Source organism: Negativibacillus massiliensis (assembly GCF_900148495.1).
Taxonomy (GTDB): Bacteria; Bacillota; Clostridia; order Oscillospirales; family Ruminococcaceae; genus Negativibacillus; species Negativibacillus massiliensis.
Genome location: NZ_FTRU01000008.1, coordinates 1348440 through 1369692 on the forward strand (window position 1 = coordinate 1348440; position 21253 = coordinate 1369692).

General features: G+C 45.7%; 22 protein-coding genes and 3 tRNA genes. 8 read left to right on the forward strand and 17 right to left on the reverse strand.

Features of this window, described 5'->3' with window-relative positions:
- Nucleotides 1-226: 226 nt before the first annotated feature.
- On the forward strand, nt 227-2725 hold the full coding sequence (locus BQ5375_RS12300) for an ATP-dependent Clp protease ATP-binding subunit (protein ID WP_076917996.1): 2499 nt from the start codon (nt 227-229) through the stop codon (nt 2723-2725).
- A gap of 40 nt (nt 2726-2765) precedes the next feature.
- On the opposite strand, the gene BQ5375_RS12305 is transcribed toward BQ5375_RS12300, so the two are convergent.
- The 5 genes from BQ5375_RS12305 to BQ5375_RS12325 are packed head-to-tail and all read right to left on the reverse strand — an operon-like array spanning nt 2766 to nt 7259.
- Nucleotides 2766-3791: a mechanosensitive ion channel family protein gene (locus BQ5375_RS12305; RefSeq protein WP_076917997.1), complete on the reverse strand. Its 1026-nt coding sequence runs from the start codon at nt 3789-3791 to the stop codon at nt 2766-2768.
- Nucleotides 3792-3802: 11 nt separating this feature from the next.
- Nucleotides 3803-4567: a hypothetical protein gene (locus tag BQ5375_RS12310; protein ID WP_076917998.1), complete on the reverse strand. Its 765-nt coding sequence runs from the start codon at nt 4565-4567 to the stop codon at nt 3803-3805.
- Between the two features lie 4 nt (nt 4568-4571).
- Nucleotides 4572-5594, reverse strand: coding sequence for an ATP-binding protein (locus BQ5375_RS12315; protein ID WP_022132845.1), 1023 nt, complete (start codon nt 5592-5594; stop codon nt 4572-4574).
- Nucleotides 5595-5637: 43 nt separating this feature from the next.
- Nucleotides 5638-6186, reverse strand: a complete 549-nt coding sequence (locus BQ5375_RS12320; RefSeq protein ID WP_076917999.1) for a DUF3795 domain-containing protein — start codon at nt 6184-6186, stop codon at nt 5638-5640.
- Between the two features lie 41 nt (nt 6187-6227).
- Complete coding sequence (locus tag BQ5375_RS12325; RefSeq protein ID WP_022132846.1) at nt 6228-7259, reverse strand: DnaD domain protein; 1032 nt, start codon at nt 7257-7259, stop codon at nt 6228-6230.
- Nucleotides 7260-7478: 219 nt separating this feature from the next.
- On the opposite strand from BQ5375_RS12325, the gene BQ5375_RS12330 reads away from it, so the two are divergent.
- The 4 genes from BQ5375_RS12330 to BQ5375_RS12345 all read left to right on the forward strand — a co-directional run bounded on the left by BQ5375_RS12330 (nt 7479) and on the right by BQ5375_RS12345 (nt 9987).
- Nucleotides 7479-8324 carry a PHP domain-containing protein gene (locus BQ5375_RS12330; RefSeq protein ID WP_022132847.1) on the forward strand — a complete coding sequence of 282 codons (846 nt, stop codon included), beginning with the start codon at nt 7479-7481 and terminating at the stop codon, nt 8322-8324.
- A 54-nt stretch (nt 8325-8378) separates the two neighbouring features.
- The gene (locus BQ5375_RS12335) at nt 8379-8630 is read left to right on the forward strand and encodes a TIGR03905 family TSCPD domain-containing protein (protein WP_022132848.1); all 252 of its coding nucleotides are present in this window, start codon (nt 8379-8381) and stop codon (nt 8628-8630) included.
- Nucleotides 8631-8702: 72 nt separating this feature from the next.
- Nucleotides 8703-9422, forward strand: coding sequence for a hypothetical protein (locus BQ5375_RS12340; RefSeq protein ID WP_022132849.1), 720 nt, complete (start codon nt 8703-8705; stop codon nt 9420-9422).
- 64 nt (nt 9423-9486) lie between these two features.
- The gene (locus BQ5375_RS12345) at nt 9487-9987 is read left to right on the forward strand and encodes a gamma carbonic anhydrase family protein (RefSeq protein WP_076918001.1); all 501 of its coding nucleotides are present in this window, start codon (nt 9487-9489) and stop codon (nt 9985-9987) included.
- Nucleotides 9988-10113: 126 nt separating this feature from the next.
- On the opposite strand, the gene BQ5375_RS12350 is transcribed toward BQ5375_RS12345, so the two are convergent.
- Both BQ5375_RS12350 and BQ5375_RS12355 read right to left on the reverse strand, forming a co-directional pair.
- Nucleotides 10114-10416: a glycosyltransferase family protein gene (locus BQ5375_RS12350; RefSeq protein ID WP_076918002.1), complete on the reverse strand. Its 303-nt coding sequence runs from the start codon at nt 10414-10416 to the stop codon at nt 10114-10116.
- Nucleotides 10417-10504: 88 nt separating this feature from the next.
- Entirely contained in the window at nt 10505-11140 is a 636-nt protein-coding gene (locus BQ5375_RS12355; RefSeq protein WP_076918003.1) for a manganese efflux pump, read from the reverse strand.
- Between the two features lie 177 nt (nt 11141-11317).
- On the opposite strand from BQ5375_RS12355, the gene BQ5375_RS12360 reads away from it, so the two are divergent.
- Nucleotides 11318-11409 (forward strand) — tRNA-Ser (locus tag BQ5375_RS12360).
- 434 nt (nt 11410-11843) lie between these two features.
- On the opposite strand, the gene BQ5375_RS12365 is transcribed toward BQ5375_RS12360, so the two are convergent.
- The 10 genes from BQ5375_RS12365 to BQ5375_RS12410 form a co-directional block, all read right to left on the reverse strand.
- A complete protein-coding gene (locus tag BQ5375_RS12365) occupies nt 11844-13226 on the reverse strand; it encodes an MATE family efflux transporter (protein ID WP_076918004.1) in 1383 nt (460 codons plus the stop codon).
- 269 nt (nt 13227-13495) lie between these two features.
- Nucleotides 13496-14296, reverse strand: coding sequence for a pyrroline-5-carboxylate reductase (proC, locus tag BQ5375_RS12370; protein ID WP_235850002.1), 801 nt, complete (start codon nt 14294-14296; stop codon nt 13496-13498).
- Nucleotides 14297-14333: 37 nt separating this feature from the next.
- Complete coding sequence (locus tag BQ5375_RS12375; RefSeq protein WP_076918006.1) at nt 14334-15095, reverse strand: class I SAM-dependent methyltransferase; 762 nt, start codon at nt 15093-15095, stop codon at nt 14334-14336.
- A 273-nt stretch (nt 15096-15368) separates the two neighbouring features.
- Nucleotides 15369-15444 (reverse strand) — tRNA-Lys (locus tag BQ5375_RS12380).
- Nucleotides 15445-15520: transfer RNA gene (locus BQ5375_RS12385), tRNA-Val, on the reverse strand.
- A 146-nt stretch (nt 15521-15666) separates the two neighbouring features.
- The gene (locus BQ5375_RS12390; protein WP_022131784.1) at nt 15667-16656 is read right to left on the reverse strand and encodes a transglutaminase domain-containing protein; all 990 of its coding nucleotides are present in this window, start codon (nt 16654-16656) and stop codon (nt 15667-15669) included.
- A 111-nt stretch (nt 16657-16767) separates the two neighbouring features.
- Nucleotides 16768-17469 carry a DUF1648 domain-containing protein gene (locus BQ5375_RS12395; RefSeq protein WP_076918007.1) on the reverse strand — a complete coding sequence of 234 codons (702 nt, stop codon included), beginning with the start codon at nt 17467-17469 and terminating at the stop codon, nt 16768-16770.
- Between the two features lie 35 nt (nt 17470-17504).
- Complete coding sequence (locus BQ5375_RS12400) at nt 17505-17798, reverse strand: autorepressor SdpR family transcription factor (RefSeq protein WP_022131786.1); 294 nt, start codon at nt 17796-17798, stop codon at nt 17505-17507.
- 127 nt (nt 17799-17925) lie between these two features.
- A complete protein-coding gene (locus BQ5375_RS12405; protein WP_022131787.1) occupies nt 17926-18546 on the reverse strand; it encodes a cytidylate kinase-like family protein in 621 nt (206 codons plus the stop codon).
- Nucleotides 18547-18631: 85 nt separating this feature from the next.
- Nucleotides 18632-19873: a M24 family metallopeptidase gene (locus tag BQ5375_RS12410; RefSeq protein ID WP_076918008.1), complete on the reverse strand. Its 1242-nt coding sequence runs from the start codon at nt 19871-19873 to the stop codon at nt 18632-18634.
- 210 nt (nt 19874-20083) lie between these two features.
- Here BQ5375_RS12410 and BQ5375_RS12415 point away from each other — a divergent pair, with 210 nt between their 5' ends.
- A complete protein-coding gene (locus tag BQ5375_RS12415; RefSeq protein ID WP_076918009.1) occupies nt 20084-20452 on the forward strand; it encodes a YccF domain-containing protein in 369 nt (122 codons plus the stop codon).
- A gap of 114 nt (nt 20453-20566) precedes the next feature.
- Entirely contained in the window at nt 20567-21223 is a 657-nt protein-coding gene (locus BQ5375_RS12420; protein ID WP_076918010.1) for a hypothetical protein, read from the forward strand.
- Nucleotides 21224-21253 lie beyond the last annotated feature (30 nt).

Sequence of the window (21253 nt, forward strand, 5' to 3'; positions counted from 1 at the left end):
GACTTTTTTGGAAGATGCAAAACATTTTTTAACCTGTTTTCGGAATAAATCGCCGGTCAAATCCAATATTCTGCTATGTCAGGACAGCGCTCGTGATGTATTTTTCCTGTCATCCTTCTCAAAAGCGTTTTGCAAACGTTTTTTCCGCTGTTCATTAACAGTATAAGCATCCGCCACAAAAAGTGTGATTCTATTCTGAAACAAAATTTCAAAGGATGGTGACCTTATGTTTCGATTCCGCGGATTTACCCCCCGCGCCAATGATGCAGTCAACCTTGCGCTCTCGCAGGCGTGTCTGCTGGGACATACCTATATCGGAAGTGAACATCTTCTCCTCGGTCTGCTGCTGGAAGACAGCGGCGCCGCCTATCATTGTCTGACACAAAATGGAGTGGAGCCAGAAGCGGTGCTTGACCTGCTGATCAAAACGGTGGGGCGGGGCATCCAGTCCAAGCTCTCTCCTTCCGATATGACCCCGAGATGCCGCCGTATTCTGGAACAGAGCATTCTGGAAAGCCGAAAAAACAACTGCGAAACGGTCGGCAGTGAACATATCCTGATGTCCCTGCTTCGGGAAAAGGATTGCTACGCCGTCCGTTTTCTTGCCCAGCTGGGTGCAGATCCTATCATTCTTTATCGCCAGCTTTGTCAGGCAATGGATTTTTCTGGCGACCTCTCCAGCACCCTTCCCCTGGGACAGTCAGAAGGAAGCCAGAGCTTTTCCAGAAAAAAAGAATCTTATCACACCGTCCTGCTGGATAAATTCGGTCGCGACTTGACCGAAAAAGCCAAAAACAAACTGCTCGACCCTGTCATCGGGCGGGAAAACGAAATCGAACGGGTAGTTCGAATTCTGTCCCGCCGAAGCAAAAACAATCCCTGCCTAATTGGGGAGGCTGGTGTTGGAAAGACCGCTATTGCCGAAGGGCTTGCCCAGCGCATCGCACAGGGAAAGGTTCCGCAGGTCTTACAGAACAAGCGGCTGATTGCGCTGGACCTTGTCTCGATGGTGGCAGGGACAAAATACCGCGGCGAATTTGAAGAACGGGTTAAAAATCTGATGGATGAGGCTGCCAAGGCAAAGGATGTTATCCTGTTTATCGATGAAATCCACAACATCATCGGTGCAGGCGCCGCCGAAGGCTCGATTGATGCCGCCAATATCTTAAAACCCCAGCTTTCCCGCGGAGAAATCCAGCTGATGGGCGCAACCACCATTGCAGAATACCGCCGCTATATCGAAAAGGATTCTGCACTGGAGCGCAGATTTCAAAGTGTTCTGGTCGAAGAACCCAGCGAAGAGCAGGCAATCCAGATTCTGCGCGGCATTCTTCCCCGCTATGAACAGCATCACGGCGTACACATCACAGAAGAAGCAATCGGAGCAGCTGTACGTCTTTCCCGCCGCTACTTAAGCGAACGCTTTCTTCCGGACAAAGCCATCGACCTGATGGATGAAGCCTCCGCCAAGGTCGCCCAGCAGGACTGCTGCAAGCCAAACAGCGACTACCGCCGGCTGGATGAAACCTATCTCGACTTAAAAGAAAAAAAGGAGGCGGCAATCCTCCGTCAAGATTTTGAACAGGCTGCCATCCTGCGTGATCAGGAGTCTCAGGCTCTGGAAAAACTGACGCTATTTTCTGAGCAGCTCCAGCGCCGACAAAGCTGCAAAAAGCGCCCTGTCACCGCTTCAGATATTGCCCAGATCGTTTCGGAAAGCACCGGCATCGAAGTCTCCTCCCTGATGTCTCGCCTGCTTCCCAAATCAGACCAGTCCCGTCGGCTGCTTTCTCTGGAAGAAAATCTTTCCAAACGGGTCATTGGACAGCCGGAAGCAGTCAGCGCGGTCTCCCGTGCAATCCGCCGTTCCCGCGTAGGGCTAAACGACCCGCACCGTCCTGCCGCGTCCTTCCTCTTTCTGGGTCCAACCGGCGTAGGAAAAACCGAGCTGTGCAAAGCCCTTGCCGAGGAACTGTTTGGCTCGGATGAATGTATGATCCGGCTGGATATGTCCGAGTATATGGAAAAGCACTCGGTGTCCCGCATGATCGGCTCGCCACCCGGATATATCGGCTTTGAGGAAGGCGGCCAGCTCACCGATCGTATCCGCCGCAAGCCATACTCGGTCGTGCTGCTGGATGAAGTGGAAAAGGCACATCCGGATGTACTCAATCTCCTGCTGCAAATTTTGGAAGAAGGCAGCCTCAAAGACTCGCAGGGACGGCGTGCAAGCTTTCAAAATGCTGTCATCATCATGACCTCAAACCTTGGTGCGCGTTACTTCTTCGAAAAAGGCCCATTAGGATTTGAGCTGCATCAATCGGAAGATCGTTCCCGACTTTCCTCCAAGACCTCATCTTATGTTATGGAAGAACTGCGGCACCATTTCTCTCCTGAATTTTTAAACCGTATTGATGAGACCATCCTGTTCTATAAACTGGGAGAAAATGAGCTCGACCAGATCTGCCAGAATCTTCTTAATCAGCTTTCTCAGCGCATCGGAGCGCTGGATGTTTCTCTTGAGTGTACTCCTGCTGCCAGAAAACAGCTGTGCGCCAAGGGATACAGCCCGCAGTACGGAGCAAGACCGCTGCGCCGCGCTGTCCAGAAGATGATTGAAGACCCTGCTGCCGAGATGATTTTAAGTGGAAAACTTCTGCCAGACAGCACCCTCGTCTGCGACTTTTCTCCGGACGAACAGGAAATCCATCTGGCATGCAAATAAGGGTAGAAAAAAAGCCGGTTTTTCCCGGCTTTTTTGATTCTTATATATCCACCGCATCGGCATCCACCTGCTGCCAGGATTCAAGATCCTGGTGCAGGTCTTTTTTCTCCACAAAGATGTCTTCCTTGCCGACAAAGTCAGCCGGCTTTTCATAAGGAACCGTGACCAGATGAGGATATGGAAATCCAACTCCGTTTGCATCAAACATCTCTTTGATGGCAAGGCGCATTCCGCGCTCCACTTCCCACTGCTTCATCGGCTTTACCTTGCAGATAATTCCGATATCGACACTGGATTCTCCCAGATTGATAATTCCCTGTACAAAAGGAGGTTCCTCAATGAGCTCTGCATATTCCTGCGCATACTTGTTGACTGCTCGTTCCAAAAGCTCTATGACCTTGCGGGTATCCGACTCATAGGCAGTGGAAACGGTAATAGAGGCCACCGAAGTTCCCTTGTTATAGTTGATGACACGGGTGATGGTTCCGTTTGGAATGATGATCTGGTCACCCTTGGCCGAGCGAAGATAGGTCACTCGCATGGCAGTCGCTTCTACGGTTCCCTCAACATCGTCGATCTTGATATAATCCCCGACAGAAAACTGATTTTCAAAAATCATGAACATTCCCGATACCACGTCACGAACCAGGTTCTGGGCACCAAAACCGATTGCCAAGCTTCCGATTCCCGCAGTGACCAAAAGGTTATTGAGCGGTTTTCCCATTCCCAGGATGCTCAGCACGATCAGAAAAACAAAGAAGTAGATGGCATAACGGGCAACACTTCGGAACAGGGTCATCAGCGTTCGGGTTCGCTTTGCCACCGGTGTATTATTTTGATATTTTTCATTCTGCATGACCTTCGTTGTCACCGATGACACGATTTTCAGCGCAAGTCTTGCAAGCAGAATAATAATCAGAATGGAAAAAAGTGCCCACAGAATATTTCCCCGGTTTTTCAGGATCTTTTCAATCAGCCCATACAGATTCTGTTTAAATTGACCGCTGACTGTAACGACCTCTTCCACCAGATCGGTCTGTGCGACTTCAAGCAATGCTGTTATCATTCATTCTCTCCTTATATCTTCAAAATGTCCAGCATTCTGCTGTCGATTTCCCACATATTATTGTCACTGTGCTGTTTTAAAAACAGCTGAAGCAGGCGCTGCGTGCACACTAACATCGGCTGGCGCGCGAACTCTCTCGGGTAGGTCGCCTGCAGTCGAAACAGAAAATCCCGATCTAGTGTGCGGTAGTCCTTAAACTGATGCTGTTCCTTTTTTTCGTAGTAACACTCTAACCGCACCAGTTTATCGCGGACAAACTCCATACGGGAAAGAACATACAGAAAGTTTTCCCGCTGGATCTCAAACAAAATTCCCCGCAAAGCATAGATAATCTCAAACTCCCACTCAAGCAGGGTATCGCGGAAGGTCTGCTGGTCCATCCCCTCCAGCTGGGAGTTGTGCATCCGGTTTAAAACCTTTCCGGTCTTATCCGTCAAAATCTTCCACTGCGCCGAACGCACCTGCAGCGCCTCGGTAGGAAGAAGCACGACATCAAACTCAAGGCCGTTGCGCAGAAAAACATACAGAAACATTCCCTGCGGAAGTTCTTTCTGCCGGATATAAAGCGCATCGTTAAACAATTTATCCAGTCTGACCCGAAGCATCGGAACCTGTTCGGGAAGAAAGGTCGATAAAATCAGATCAATGTCCGAATATTCATCCGGAAATTTTTCCACACCCGAACCGACCTGTACAATCCCCTCGATTTCGGGGTAGGTGGAAATCACCGTTGCCGCCTGAATCAACAGCTTTGCCCGCTCTTTTTCGGTATACATAAACTCACCCCATAATCTTGCTCTGAATCCGAACATCCCGTCCAATAAACTCAAACTGTGTATAGCCGCCAAACAGTCTGGATGCCAGTCGGTCCGTATATCGCTTGCTGATATCCGGGAAGGAAAGATTGGTACTGATGATGGTCGGTCTTCCCTCCAGGAGTCTGGTGTTGATGATATTATAAATCATTGAGGTTACAAACTGGCTTAAGAACTCGGTTCCAAGGTCGTCCAGAATCAACAGATCACATTCCAGCACCAGTGACAGATAGCTTTGTTCCTCTTCCTGATTGGAATAGGAAAATTTCTCCTTTTCCAGCCTTGCCAGCAGATTCTGTGCCGAACCGTAGATGACACCATATCCCTTATTGATAACCTCGCCGGCAATCGCCAGCGAAAGATGGGTCTTGCCAAGTCCGGTGTTGCCCAAAAACAGAAGGCTTGGGGACGCAGTGACGTGATGACCGATTCTTTTTTGGGTATCCGCTGAAAAATTCTGTGCATACTCCATGCAGAACTTTTTGATCTGGCTCATCCTCTGATACGGAATCACACCATTTGCCAGAGGGTTCGGGCTGTAATAGTCCAGTGAAAAGTTTTCAAAGCGGCAGTCCTGCGGGCGCGTTGCTCCCAGAAAATCAAATGCCGCTTCCCGCAGCAGAGCAAGAAAACACTCACATTTTTTTGAGCCGACATAGCCGCTGTCCTTACATATCTTGCAGGTATGCCCATCATCTCGATATACCTCCAGCAATCCCGCCGCTGCAAGCAGATCATCCCGCTGCTTTTGCAGTCCAAGGCTCTGCTGCTTTAATCGTTCGATGATGGTTTCCACTTGATCTGGTGAACCTGCCACTGCCTGAATAGTCTTCATTCCAATCTGGGCAAGCTCCTTATCATATTTTTCTATCTGAGGCAGAAGTGCGTAGATCTCCCGCCGGTGCATCAGCGTCTGTTCGTTTGCCTGCTGGCGCCGTGCTGACAGCACCGCTGACGCCTGCTGATAAATTTCCCTTGGGTAACCCATACACTTCCTCCTTTTAATCTAAAACACAACTCTCAAACTCTCACTATTTGGATACTTTGCGCAGCTTTAATGAAACTCCCTGGCTTTCTGCCGCCTGCTTGAGAAGCCGCGACGCGGCAGCTGCCTTTTCCCGCAGCGGCTGTTTTAAAATCTGCTCATCCTGCAGCTGGCAAATCATGTCCTCCAGTCTGCTTTCTTCCAGAAGATTTACCGCAGTGGAGTATAAGGTCTTTTTTCGTCCGTCATTAAATTGTTCGAGCAAAAAGTGCAGAATCTGCTCTTTTCGCTTCTGCTCATCACAATACGCTTTTATGCCGATGATTCTTGCTTTCTCAATATCTTTTTTCTGATTTTGATGGGTAATAAATGAGTCTGCTTCATCAATATTTTGATATTTAGAACAGGGGTATTCTTTGCACAAAAAGCAGTATTCCACCTTATCGTGTTCTAAGCTGCACCGCGCAATCGCACAGGACTGGTTCCCCTCTCCCTGTCCGCATCCAGGGCAGTATTTGCCCAGGTACATCGGACACAGCGCACAGTTTAAACCGCACAGAGAAAACCAGCGGTCGTTTCTTTCAAAGCCCTTCATCTTCTATCAAAGACCTTTCTGTCCTTCCATACTCAAAAATATTATTCCGGCTTTACCCCACCGTACGTAATAAACTGCTGGATCTGGTCAAAATCAATAGAAGATGCCTCTGTTTTTGCCATTGCCTTAGCGCTCTGACGTTCGTTGACTGCATCCTTTGGATTGGTGATTCCCTTTTCGTGCCAGCTTGTCAGAATCTTGTTAGTGTAAGGAAATGAAACCTTTCCAATCTGGTCGATGGTGCGCTCATAGGCAAGTTTAACCATCGAGATATCAAAATGATATTCCATAAACCAGGTGTCGATATATTTCTGTTCCTGTTTTGTTAGGCTCCTGTCGTGAATACCAAATGCTGCCCGCACCTGTCCCTGTGCGCTGTCCTGCTGCTGGCGGCGGGTCAGATATTCCTCTGCCTGCTCATAAGTATAGATCTGTTCGGACATCATATCAGTAAGCAGCTTTGACAGTGCACGCACATTTCCTCTGTTTTGTGAACAGCAGTGAGCGGTTGCAAGCAGGATATATTCCGGCGGCAGACCAGCGTAGGTATAAAATGACACCACTGTTTCAATCTCGCTTCGGGTGAGCACCTTGCCCATCTGAACCTGTACAGCATCCACAAGCTGCTGAATGCTGTTATCATCCTTTGCCAATGTGTGGATCTCATCGATCGCCATGGTCTTTTTCTGTGCGCGAAGTCCCATCGATACCCGCGCATTTTGTTCCTTTGCCGCTACGGAAACTGGCTGCTGCAACACAGGAGAAGATGTCTGTCGGGATGTCGGCTGTGGTGCAGTGTACGCAGTCGTTTGCTGCACCGCTTGCGCGGAGGAATCTCTGTTTAAAATTCCTTCTCCTGCCCAGAAATCCAGAGCCTCCAGCACCTGAGAAACATCCAGAAGCAGCCTGTCTGCCAGATACTGCGGCTGAATCGTTTTCATCTGTGCCTGATGTTGCATCAGATACAACAGTACCCTCAGTGCCTGTCCGGAAGCGATGCACAAAGTCTGCTCCGAAAGTGTCGGAAGAGCAAACACCGATGAAAAGCTCGAATAATTGATGCTGTAGTTCATAAACCCGAATCCCTGCCCTTTTTGATCATAACTTGTTTTTTTATTATACCAAAAAAACATGCTCTTGTTAAGCACCCGCCAAACTCTCTTGCAAAAATTCCTGTTTTTGCCACTTAGGGCAAAATGAAATGGATGATAGACAGAAATCCTCAACAGGTATATAATAAACACATGGTTTTTGTATTTCCTGTATCTTTTATATAAAGGAGTGACTGTTTTATGATCGGCGATCTGCACTGTCACAGTAAACTTTCCGATGGCTCCACCAGCCTGGAAGATATTGTTTTTTATGCCAAACGGGCAGGACTGGACGTTCTTGCCCTGACCGACCATGACACCATGTCCGGTATCTCCCGAACCGAGATTCTGGGCAAACGCTACGGAATCACCATCCTTCCTGGTGTGGAAATTTCCACCTACGATGAACAAACCGGACGCAGAGTCCATATTCTGTGTTATCTTCCGCAAAAGCCGGACCGTCTGGCAGGTCTGCTTGCCCGCACGCTGGAAGAACGCCGTCGTTCTGGAGAACAGATGATCGAACAGGTAACCCGCTATTTCCCGGTAACCCCGGAACATATCCTGCGGTATGCTGCGGCAAGCAACTCGATTTATAAGGTACACATCATGCAGGCTCTTCTGGATCTGGGGTATGACACCGCTATCTATGGTCCTTTGTATCAGGAACTCTTTTCAGATAAGGGCGGAAAATGTCTGGTTAAAACCGTTTACCCAAAGCTTGATGAGGTTTTGGAGACAGTTCGAAGTGCCAACGGTGTCGCTGTTTTTGCGCATCCAAGCGTTTACCGTTCGATGGATCTGGTAAAGCATCTGGCACCTTCTGGACTGATCGATGGAATCGAAGTATATCATCCGCGCAACACCCCAGAAGACCAGCAGGTTCTCCTGAAGCTGTGTGAGGAAAACAACCTAATTGTTACCGGAGGAACTGATTTTCATGGAAGCTATGCTTCCCGAAAGGCAAATCCGCTGGGAACATGTGTCACAGATGAAGACAACCTGAAAAAGATCTTCCGCCGCGCAAAAGAACTTGAAGAAAGGTGATGAATCTGTTAAAATAGATTCGTTAACATATCTTTTTGCGAAGGGATGATAGACATGTCTTTTGAGTACCATACCGAAGGAACCTGTGCCCGCAACATTATTTTGGAAATGGACGGCGACATCATCAAAAATGTACAGTTCATCGGCGGATGCAACGGAAATCTGAAAGGAATCAGCGCTCTGATTCGCGGACAGAAAGCACAGGACGTCATTGAACGCGTTAAAGGCATTCAGTGCGGACCAAAATCCACATCCTGTCCAGATCAGCTGGCTCATGCACTGGAGGCATATCTCAGCCAGAGATAATCTGACAAAAATCCTGCTTTCACACAAAGCAGAGTTGGGACAAACCCCCAACAGGAGGAAAGGAGTTCTGACATGACACCATTTGTTTTTAGCCAACCGCAGATCGTTTGGACGCTTTGCGTCTTTACTGCATGCAGTTTTCTTTTTCTGCTCAGTGCGTTCTGGTTGTGTCGCAAACAGCCTGCCAGACTCCTTGATTCTCTTTGTCTCTGCCAGCAGACTGCCTGCGACGAGGAAGGGGTTCGTCTGGCCTTTGGCAAATCCAGCTCTGCAAACCTTGACCCTTCGGAAGAAGAAATCGACCGTTATTTTAAGCACAAACAGTCGCACAACATTGAACACGCGCGGCATCTCGGCTCCCTTTTGGGAGAAGATATCCTCTCCTTCCGTCCGGAGCTGGAATACTCTTATCTTACTTCCTGGGAATTAAATCATGTCCGGATGCTGTACCTGTTTGTCACCGAGGACTGTGTCCGCCATTTTATCAAGGATTCCATCCTTCTCAATCTGGTTCTGGCACAGATTAACGATATCCTCTCTCTGCGTCTTCCTGATTTTTATAACTATGGAAATTTCTCGCAGTATCGTTCCTACACTGTCTACAAGATGTGTCTGGACGAAAACCGCCATTCCTTCCCGGAAGAAAAAGCGGTGCAGATCGGTCGATGCTGGGCAAAAATGATTGGCAAACCGGATGACGAGCATCTTTCTTTGATTGGAAGCAAATTCTACCTCATGATGAAAAGCAGATGTGAACAGCGTCTACTCAACACCTCATTCACCTGTATTTAATGAAAACCTATCGGCAATTTCCCTTGTTGGAAATTGCCTTTTTCTTTTGGAAAGGAGTTTTATCATGCTGTATCCTATTGGCAGCCATTCCCCATCTCTGCACCCTTCCTGCAAGATAGCACCTACTGCGGTCATTGCCGGGGCGGTCTCTCTTTCATCTGATGTCAGTGTCTGGCATCACGCTGTGTTGCGTGCAGACAAAGACCAAATCCAGATTGGTGCAGGAAGCAACGTTCAGGACAACTGCACCATCCATGTTGATGCCGGATTCCCCTGTATTGTTGGCGAAGGGATCACAATTGGACATGGTGCGATCCTGCATGGATGCACCATCGGCAACCACTGTACCATCGGCATGGGCTCCATTATCCTCAACGGTGCTATCATTGGGGATAATTGCATTGTAGGAGCTGGAGCGCTCATCACACAAAATATGGTCATCCCTGACGGTTCGATGGTATTTGGTTCCCCGGCAAAGGTTAGACGACCGCTTACCGAAGAGGAAATTGCTCACATTCGACACAGTGCTGCCGAATATATCGAGTCTGCCAGAGAACAGCTGTAGCCATTCCTGTTTTTCGCTCCCCATTTTATACAGCATCTTTTGTTCCGCTCACTTTCTGAACGTTTCGGACTGCCCCCGTTCAGCGGGCTGCACGCTTAGCGGGCATCCTGCCCGCCCAAAAGCTTATCAGAAGCCCGGCTTTTCCTTAACATTTGCCAGAAGTTCTTTTTGTTCTGGATGCTCTGCAAACCAGCTTTGTGCGCCCCGGCATTCCAGCAGCAGCTTTATCTGTCTGCGGTATAATTCCCCACATAGACTTTGCCAGATCTCATTCTTTTTTTCCTCTGTGGTTTCTTTTTCAAAGCGAAAATCGGTCAGGCGATAAATTCCCTTCTTGTGGAAGAGAAGCAAAAAACTGCCGATCTTCTCTTCTTCATAAAACGACAGCGTCAACCGTCCTCTCTGATTTTCTTCCCTGCAATCCGGCATTTTTCTTCTCCTTCCTGTTTTCCTGTCCTTTTTTATATGATACCTCATTATACCATATTTCTTTGTCGAATCAACAAAGAGTGTTTGGTTAAATGAGCTTTATCAGTCCCAGCACAATCAAAAGAGCCCCTGCCACCCAGCTAATGTCCTGTTCGTGCTTTCTGGAAAAGCGGATTCCCGTTCGACAGCCCAGATGAACGGCAAAAAGATTGATAAACATTGCAATCAAAAAAATCAACCAGTGACTGACATCCAGAATTCCGGCACCCACACCGGCTGCCAGACCATCCACGCTGAGCGCTGCTGCAAGGCTGATTGCCTCCGGTACAGACAGTGACTGAGAACGGTTAAAGTCCGCCTGAGCAGAATCGACGCAGACCTGCAAAAAGATTTTGAGATTTTTCCGGTAAAAAACCATTCCTTCTTTGTTCTCACAGCATCGCCGGAGCAGTTCCTTGATGACGCCGTCAAACAGACGTACACTTCCCATCATGACTAGAATTATACAGCCAATAACAGCCCCTGTACGCGGTGAAATCCAGTTTCCAATCCATCCACCCAACGAGATTGCAAGCCATAAACTTGCAGAACAGGTCAGACTGATAGCTAATACAGACCGAAACGGCACCATGATTTTCTGGGTCCCCAGCGCAACCCCCGCGGTAAAGGTATCCAGACTGAGCGCCAACACCAGAAAAAACGCCTGGAAAATGGAAAAAAGCAAACAATCATCCCCTTAAAAACAGTTCTGTATCCATTGTATGAGGCTCAAAAATATCTGGTGAAAACATCAATCTACAAAATTCCATCTTTTTCTAAAAAAATGCTTGACTTTTTCATTCCGCTTTGCTATAATATAAAAGCACTCGCGAGTTGAGTGTACGCAGCGAATAACATCTATGGAAAGATGGCTGAGCTGGTCTAAGGCGCACGACTGGAAATCGTGTGTGCCCTATAAAGGCACCGAGGGTTCGAATCCCTCTCTTTCCGCCAAAAAAGAGTCTTCACTTTTGTGGAGACTCTTTTTTTATATGAAATGGGAAGGGATTCGATTGAGCCGACATAAAAATTTTTAATTTTTATGGAAAAACAGTCCGGTGGACTGTTTTTAGGCGAGGGGTAACGGAGTGAATCCCTCTCTTTCCGCCAAAAAGAAGTTCCAAAATGGAACTTCTTTTTTTGTTTTAATGAAAAAATTTGATTGATTCGACATAAAAATCTTTCGAAAAACACTTACAGTTTATGGGTACACCGTAGTGCGTCCGCACACTAATATGCGGACGCAGCAGAAAGCTTCAAAAGCCCCTATCGTTTCTATTTTGAAGTGCCACAGGAGCGTTGTTCCCATATTCCCACAATCTTTCATTTTTTCTTATACATATAAAATCAAAAGGCAGCTTGTTTCCAAGCTGCCTTTTTTGCATAATTTAAGAATATAACGACTGACCATCCGGCATTTGTTCTCGTTTGCGCAGAATCTTTCCGATCATAGAAAGAAAGATAATGCTGCTGAAAATGCCGCAGAAAATGTCGACAACCGGCTCCGCATAGAATGCTGCACTTGCTCCCCAGAAAACTGGGAACAAAAGGGTCAGCACCAGGAACAACACTTTTCGGAATACCGAAAGAGAAACCGAAATCTTAACAATTCCCAAGGCGGTAAGTCCGTCCACAAAAGCATATTGGAACGCAAGCGGAATAACGCCAAAGGTAAATACCTTGATTGCCCAAACCGACAGATCGATGTAGGCTGGGTCCTGGGTAAACAGCATAACGAACACGCCCGATATTGTCTGGGAAATGATAAACATAATAAGACAGAATAAAAATGCAATCTTGACGATCTGCTTTTCCCCTTTTTTGATGCGGTCAATATTTTTTGCACCATAGTTAAAGCTCAAGATCGGCTGCGTTCCGCTGGTGATACCGCCGAGCGGGAGGGTTACAATCTGCATATAGCTCTGTACGATCGTTGCACAGGCAATCAGCATGTCGCCCTGTGCCCCACCGTATTTCTGTAAAACGGTGTTGAGTGCAATAATCAGTACACTGTCTCCGGCAATGATAATAAATGGACAGAAGCCAAACGAGAGGACACGGAGCATAATTCGGGAAGAATATCCCTTGAAGCTGATGCGGACATGTGCTCTGTCGCTAAACAAAAACCAGAGAACAAACATACAGGAACAAGCCTGAGAGATAACGGTTGCAATCGCCGCACCTTTAACACCCATTCCAAAAACAAAGATGAAAACAGGGTCCAAAATAATGTTCATAATCGCACCGATAATGGTGGTCAACATCGCTTCATTTGCAAAACCCTGACAGGTGATGAACTGATTAAGTCCCGCCGTCAAAATCGCAAAAACAGTTCCCGCAACATAAAAGGTAAGATAACTGTTCGCATATGGGAAGGTCTGTTCACTGGCACCAAAAAACATCAGCATCGGTTCGCGAAAAGCAATTGCCAATGCAGTAAGGATTCCGGACAATACCAGAAGCATTACAAAACAGTTTGCCAGGATATTTTCCGCACCTTCCTGATCCTCTTCACCCATGCGCATTGCCAGAAGCGGTGCTCCGCCGATTCCGACCAAAAATGCAAAGGAGGAAATCAGCGTTACAATCGGCCCGCAGACTCCTGCTCCCGCCAGAGCAATTTCTCCGACATCCTTGATGTTTCCGATGTACATTCGGTCAACGATACTGTAAAGGACGTTGACAAACTGTGCAAGCATCGACGGAATTGCAAGTCTTTTTACAAGCTGTTTGATATCATCTTTTCCAAGATCATTTTGTTTTCGAACCATTCTTCTCCTCCTTTAACGGGACAAATATTTTCACGATTTCATCATGACGACATTTTGTCCGCTCTCTTACCGCATATAGTTTACATGAATCGGTATTTGAATGTCAACTATTTTTCCAGAGTAAAAATGAAGCTTGTAAAGATTTATTAACATTTGAGTAAAAACTATTTTTACATTACAATAATTCTGTTGAAATAGGTGGAAATACGAAAAAAAAGCAGCAGTTTTTAACTGCTGCTTTTTCCTCTGATTCTATTGATTTTCTGTTATTATGCCATGCGATGGGATTTGTCTGCGCAAGCTCTCATTGCTTCGATGATTGCACTGCGGAAACCTTTTTCTTCCAGTACACGCACTGCTTCAATGGTAGTTCCTGCTGGAGAACAAACTGCATCTTTTAACTCTGCTGGATGTTTTCCTGTTTCCAGAACCATCTTTGCAGCACCCACAACAGCCTGTGCTGCAAACTGATATGCTTTTGCTCTTGGCATACCGTCCATAACAGCAGCATCTGCCATAGCCTCAATCATGATATAAACATAAGCTGGTGCACTGCCCGAAGCAGAAACAACCGCATCCATCATGTATTCCTTTACAACCTCTACACGTCCGCAGCTTGCCAGCAGTTTTTTGATCCATTCCAGCTCATCTGCTGTAATGTTCTTGTTTGGGCAGACAGCAGTCATACCTTCTCCAATCAGTGCTGGAGTATTTGGCATTGCACGGATGATTTTCTGACCTTTTGCAAACAGTCCTGCCAGCTTATCCAGAGAAAATCCAGGAGCAATGGTCAGAACGATGGTATCTTTCGAGATGATTGGGCGGATTTCTTCAATAACCTCTACATAAAACTGTGGTTTTACCGACAGAACAATAATTTCACTTTCGGTTGCCAGTTTTTTGTTATCATCGGTTACTTCAATCTCAAATTTCTGTGCAACATTTTTTCTTGCAGCCTCAAAAATTTCTGCGCCCATGATTTCTTCTTTTTTCAGCAGACCAGACGAGATAATTCCGCCGATAATTGCTCCTGCCATATTGCCGCATCCAATAAATCCAATTTTCTTCATCGTAAATTCCTCCATCTTCTACTCTCTTCACAATATTTTATGGCTTGATTGCCTTTGTTGCATAAAAAGTTGGCACATTCTTCTCATGCAAAAATCCAGTACCATTGGTATCCTGATAGATTCCCTTCAGGATAAATCCTGCTTCCAGCTGTCCTCCGATCTGTTCCTCAATCGTATGGGAAAACTGAAAACCATCATCATGCTTGACACAGTCCTCATACTGTTCCTGATTCTGTAGCGGATCAAATGGAAGCGAATAATGAATGGTTGTTTCATCCTCTCCGGTAAACAGATAATTGAAACCATTGTCAAAACCTGCCAGCAGAATGCCGCCTTTTTTCAGAACACGGAAACATTCCTTCCAAATTGGTTTGACATCCTTTACATAACAATTAGAGACCGGATGAAAAATCAAATCGAAGCTCCCGTCATCAAAAGGGAGTGGTTTTGTCATATCTGCCTGAACCAGTTGGATTTCATAGCCTTCCCTTGCAGCAACCATCTCTTCTTTTTTCAGCTGCTCTTTGGAATAATCCAATACCGTACATTCTGCACCCAGCGCCGTAAAAATTGGCATCTGCTGTCCTCCGCCGCTGGCAAGGCCAAGAATCTTCGCTCCCTGCATGGTACAAAACCACTCTTTTGGAACCGGCTTTGTTGGTGTCAGTAAGACTGACCAATTTCCCTGTTTGGTTTTCTCCCAGGTTTCATGGTCGATCTCCTTCCCCCATTCCCATCCATCGCGAACCCACTGATCAATGGTGCGGGCATTATGTTCTGTATAGTTTTGAGATATCATTTCTTCTGTCCTACAAAATACTTTTTCATGAATTCTATAATTAATATTTTAAAATTCATTTCCAAGAAATATTTTTCTTATATATTCACTCCGAAATGATACTTTTCTTTAATTCTCATTATACTATATATTCTGCTTTCAGGGCAACAGAAAACTTGTGAAATATTAAACAAAAATAAGCGGTGGAAAACCACCGCTTTGACATATATTTGACAGATACTAATTTTTTTGTAATTTACAAAAGAAAAACCCCACCACATTGTGATGGGGTTTTGGTGACCTATCGGAGACTCGAACTCCGGACACCCTGATTAAAAGTCAGGTGCTCTACCGACTGAGCTAATAAGTCTGGTGGGAACTACAGGGCTCGAACCTGTGACCCTCTGCTTGTAAGGCAGATGCTCTCCCAGCTGAGCTAAGCTCCCGAAGCTGGTTTGCTGTCTGTCGTGACAACGTTTTATATTATATCCTATGTTTTTTGTTTTGTCAACACCTTTTTTCAAAAAATTATAATTTTTTTGAAAAAAATAGGGTTCCGAAATCGGAACCCTATTTTGAATCGTCATAGCGATTATTTTGCTTTGTAGCTAGCGGTTGCCAGAGTTGGGTATTTCTGTGTAGAATCTTTTACACGTTTGTCGTTCTTAACGGTTCCGGTCAGGAAGTAATCGTAGATCAGAACGCTCTTGCTGTTGCCGCCTTTGGTCTGTGGGTCATCCCAGTCGGTGTCAACCTGATACCATTTGCCGTCATCCATCTGAACATAGTTCCAAGCATGGGTACCTTTTTCGCCGAGGTTGTTTGTAGCATTACCAACAACGATCAGACATGGGATACCTTTCTGGTCACAAGCATATTTGAATGCTTTTGCGTAACCATCGCAAACAGCTTTACCCTCAACCAGTGGGCCTACTGCCTGATGCTGATTGTGAGTTGCTTTATCTGGGTTAGCTGGGTACTGAGTACCGTTAACGATTGCATCATGGATTGCTTTTACCTGAGCATATCTTGTGGAACCAGTCATTTTTGCAACTGCGTTGTTCATCTTTGTTGTGGTGTTTTTGATTGCAGTTGTGTTGAGCTTGGAAGCTTTTTCACCGGTTTTGTCAGGTGTACCATAAGCGGTAGTTGGACGTGGGTAGAAGGTCAGGGTGTTGTGGTCATCGCTGATTACGATGTTCTGTCTGGTTGGATCCAGCCAGAAGATTTCTGGATGTTCGTCAAAAATCATCTGTACGGAAGTCTGGAATGCGTTATAAACCTGAGCTTCAGTATAACCTTTAATGCTTACAGTAATTTTATTTTTGTTTGCACGCAGACCACTTACAAAAGCATCATGCATTGCAAGAGCAAGTTTGTTGCCTGCAAGCTGAGTTTTGCAAAAATCATATCCTTTAGAGGATGTGGTAGTTTTGCTGGTTGTTGTTGTGGTGGTAGTAGTGCTGGTAGTTTTTTCACTTGTGGTCTTGCTTGTAGTCTTGCCCAGTGCAGCAGAGCTGGTAACAGCCATGCTCAGTACCATTGTCATGGCAAGAACTGCAGAAAGGATCTTCTTAAACATTTTTTCTCCTCCTAAAACAAAGTCTGCCTGTTTTCCGTTTCCGAAAACTTTAAGCTGACTTCATTATACAACATTCCTTGTCCAGAGTAAAGAAAAATTTTGTAAAAATTTTTATTTTTGTCTGAAATTTTCCAGATTATCCTGCATTTCTTTCCAGATGCTCCAGGAATAGTAATAGATGAGAATGCTTACCAAAATCATGCTGACGATCAGCACAATAACACAAGCAAGATCCGGCAAAAAGACAGCCGATATTAGGCCAATCAATCCTGCTGTAATGTAGGCATATCCGGCAAAACGCTGCGTGTGCATCCAGACATTCTCGTCCGAAAGAGCATAACGGGTGCGAAATCCGTGTTTCCTCTTAAACCTATATTCCCACGAAACCTTTGGCAGATAGTTTCCGGTCACAATAATCACAAGAGACATCAGACCGCAAACCACCCTTCCAAAGGAAAGATCCAGAATATTGATCTGCGGATTGACCGTCATGTACAAGATCATCGGCTGAATTATATTAAAGATTGCCAGAGTCAAAAGCCCTCCTGCCTTAATTCCTTTAGGTTGTCTGCCAAAAGAATCTTTGAGCAGCAGACTCCCCACCAAAATAACGATCGCAGCTGGAATCAGCAGTTCATATCGACTTCCATATCGGTCAGGTGTTCCGCTTACTCCCCAATGTACCGCTATGGTATCCGGCAATGACGGCAGCAAAATGAGAACCTCCAGCAACGGAATCAACATCAGCAGTACAACCGCTACTCTCCAAAATCGGATATTCCGAACTGTCCTTTCGTTTGTCTGTTTCATCATAATCCCTCTCTTCCAGACACAGCATTCCTTTTTGATTATGGATTTTCCTTTTCATCATTCTTTTCATCCTGATGGGAAAACTGTGCAATCCACATCATGATTTCTTCAAATACACTGGTGTTTAATTGATAATAAATGTAGTTTTTCTTTTTTTCTTCCAAAATCAGTTCCGCTTTCTTTAACTGGGACAGATGATAGGAAACCGTCGCACCTGTCATATCAAAATGTGCCCCAATTTCTCCCGCGGACATTTTGCCTTTTCTCAAAAGCAGCAGAATCTCTCTCCTTACCGGATCAGAAAGAGCTTTGAACGTTTCTGCCAGTCCCACAATACTCACTCCTTTTAAAAGGTATTTAGAAAATTTTCTAAATAGATTATAGCACCTTAAAATAGAAAAAGCAACAGCTATTTAGAAATATTTCTAAATAGCTGTTGCCTCTCATCAGATTCTTTTCTCAGCTCATCTTGATTTCCAGATAAGCCTTTACAATCTGCATACATTTTTCCCAGCCAAGTGTTGCACTGTCCAGACACAGGTCATAGTTATCTGCATCCTTCCAGTCACGTCCGGTAAAATAGCGGTAATAATCACCGCGGCGTTTGTCAACCTTGCGTACAAACTTTTCTGCTTCTGCCTGATCCAGATTTCGGATCTCCATTGTTGTTTTAACGCAGTTTTCAAACGGCGCATGTACATAGACTTTCAGCACATTTGGCCGATCCTTCAGCACGAAGTCTGCACATCTTCCGATGATGACGCAGGACTCTTTGTCTGCCAGCATCTTGATAATCTTCGCCTGATAGTTAAAAAGATTTTCTTCCGAAACAAAGTTTTTGCTTCCTGGCGGAATCAATTCATCGGTATAAACGCTTCTGGATGGCTTGAAGAAAATTGGACGTTTGAGCTGCTCATCCGATTTTGCAAAGAGCTGTTCATTGATGCCGCTGTCGTCCGAAGCCATTCGCAGAATCTCCATATCATAGCATGGGATTCCCAGATGGTCTGCCAGCATCTTTCCAATCGTCTTTCCGCCGCTTCCATATTCCCGGGCAATCGTAATTACATAGTTATCCATGCAATCCCGTCCTTTCATGTTATCACTCTAAAGCGCTAAATTGCACTTTCCGTTATTATAGAACGAATTGTGCATAATATCAAGGTTAAATTGCAAAGATTTTTTCTCTACCCGGATACAGATAGCAAAGCTTTCCATCCTCGGTAAAAGCAACGGTTTCCTCTGCGCAGAAACGAACCAGCTGATTGTCCCACTCCGCTACCGTACTTTCGGTATTAAGTTCCAGTGCATAACAGGTATTGTAGTGCAGAGGGAAATCCCCATAAGCACCGGTACCTTCCTGTTTGTCCCACAGACCTACCACTGTACCGGCACTGTGACCATAAAAACCGATTGGATGACAATACAGCATTGCGCGGATTCCTTCCTGTTTTGCCCGTTCCAGGCTGGATTTCAGGATTTCATTTCCAGTCCTGCCTGCAATATGTTCCTGTGCAACGATGTCCTGAAAACGGTTGGTAACTTCCAAACCCTTCTTCAAATAATCCGGAACCTCTGTTTCATCTTCTCTTAAAACATATCCCAAGCGCTGGCTGTCCGAGCAAAGCCCAAAGTATGTAATTCCTACATCATAATGCAACAGGTCCCCATGTTGGATAATGTCCCCGCAGCTGCCAACGCCAGGCATTCCTTTGCGCTGGATATCAACATGCGGGCTGAACCAGAAGGTCAGTCCGAGACGATTGATCTCCTGTGCAATCCACTCCTCCACCTCGGTCGTGGTGGTCACTCCAGGGGTAATGACTTTGCGTGAAAATGCCTCTTCACAGATATTCATGGCAAGCGCATAAACAGTGCGGTAACGGGAAAGTTCCTCCTCCGTTCTGGCTTCGATCCATCGGGTCGCCAACGGATAAGCACTGCACAGCTTTTCCCGATCCGCTTCTTCCAGCGCTTCATAAAGCTGATCATACAGCTCTTTGGATAGTCCATCACAGATACCGGAAAGTTTTGACGTGTTCACCGCAATTTTTGCTGGATTTTGTTCCCGGATAAATGCTGCCAGCTCCTTTAACTGATCCTTGCTGGCATCGGTATAGCCCTGTGTATAGATTTTTGCCAGACGTTCATCTGGTCGTCCAAAGTTATATGCTCCAAAGCCATCTTTTCCGTTGACAAAAACAAGGCAGGACAACCTTCTCGCTGTCAGGCACAGAGAAGGGATCATGGTACGAAATACTGGGTCTTCGTTATATTCCCGGCACAAAATTACCCACAGATCAATGCCACACTCTTCCATCAGCTTTGGCAGCAGATGATGAATTCTATACCGCAGGGAATTGTCGATGATCTCATACTGTTTTTTTAAGGAAACGGTCTCTCTCATATTGTAGATACACCCCTCTTTTTTATTTTGTTATGTTCAGTATACCACAACATCTTTACCTTTTAAATTGTTTTTTTAGTGAATTTATCCTGATTGATTCTTTTTATTTTCTTTACAAATTGTTCTATTTTTTTCTGAAATATTTTACACCCGTCCTGCGTTATATGATTGAACACGCAAAAACATGTGCAATAACAAAGGAGAATGAATATGAAAACAATTGGCAACCTGATCTGGTTTTTGTTTGGCGGACTTTGGATGGGACTGGGATGGACTCTGGTAGGACTTGTCTGGTGCATCAGCATTATCGGAATTCCGGTTGGCATACAATGTTTTAAATTTGCAAGACTTGCCTTCTTTCCATTTGGAAAGGTGATTGTCTACGGCGGAGGAGCACCTTCCCTTCTGTGCAACATTCTGTGGCTGATTTTCGGTGGATTTGCCCTTGCTATTTCTGCTGTTATCCACGGACTGATTTTCTGTATCACCATCGTGGGAATCCCATTTGGAATGCAGTGCTTTAAATTTGCAAGGTTAGCTTTAACTCCGTTTGGCTCGGATGTTGCTGTCTGCGCATAATTTGGGGTCACAGATTTTTATATTGTCTTTTTCTGATTGCAGCTTTTTTAGAGCCTTGCGCATATTTTCAGTAAAGAGATCCTGTTTTTACCTTATTTTTAAGGAGGAACCATCATGAAAAAAACAATGAAAAAGATACTGGTCGCACTTCTTGTCTGCTCGATTCTGATGATGTCCGGTTGTACATCCAGAACAGAATCTGAATCCGATCCACGTCCTGCCACAGAAGAATCTTCTGATACACAGGCAGAGAACGAGGAAGTGATTGAGGAGGAAGAACCACAATCCTCCGAAAATGAAACCAACGACGAAGACCAGCAGCCATCCGGCTCAGAAACCTCTGAAAATCCGGATGAAAACTCTGCCAGCACACAAAGTGCCGATGCAGATAGCTTCCTGTACGAAAACAGCGAACTCGGATTTTCTGTACAGCTGCCTTCCTGCATCGAGAAAAATGCAGAATTCACCACCGATACCCGAGATGATAACGGAGAAACTGTCAACATCGTCTCTGTTACCTATCAGGGTGAAAGCGGTCAGGCTAATATCCTGACACTGGAAGAGATGAGCAGCCAGTCATGGGAAAACATGCAGAAGCAAAACGGTCCAATTCCGGTCGAACTGGGAAGCTCCGAAAACGGACGCGTCGTTGTCATGTATCCGCTCCAGTCCAATCCATTTGAACCAGGTACTTCGGATGCAGATGTCATCGATCAGTTCACCAAGGAAAAGGCAGTCATCAGCGAAAGTTTCACATTTTTAGAAAAATAACCAGGAATACAAAAGGGGATAGATGTGCAG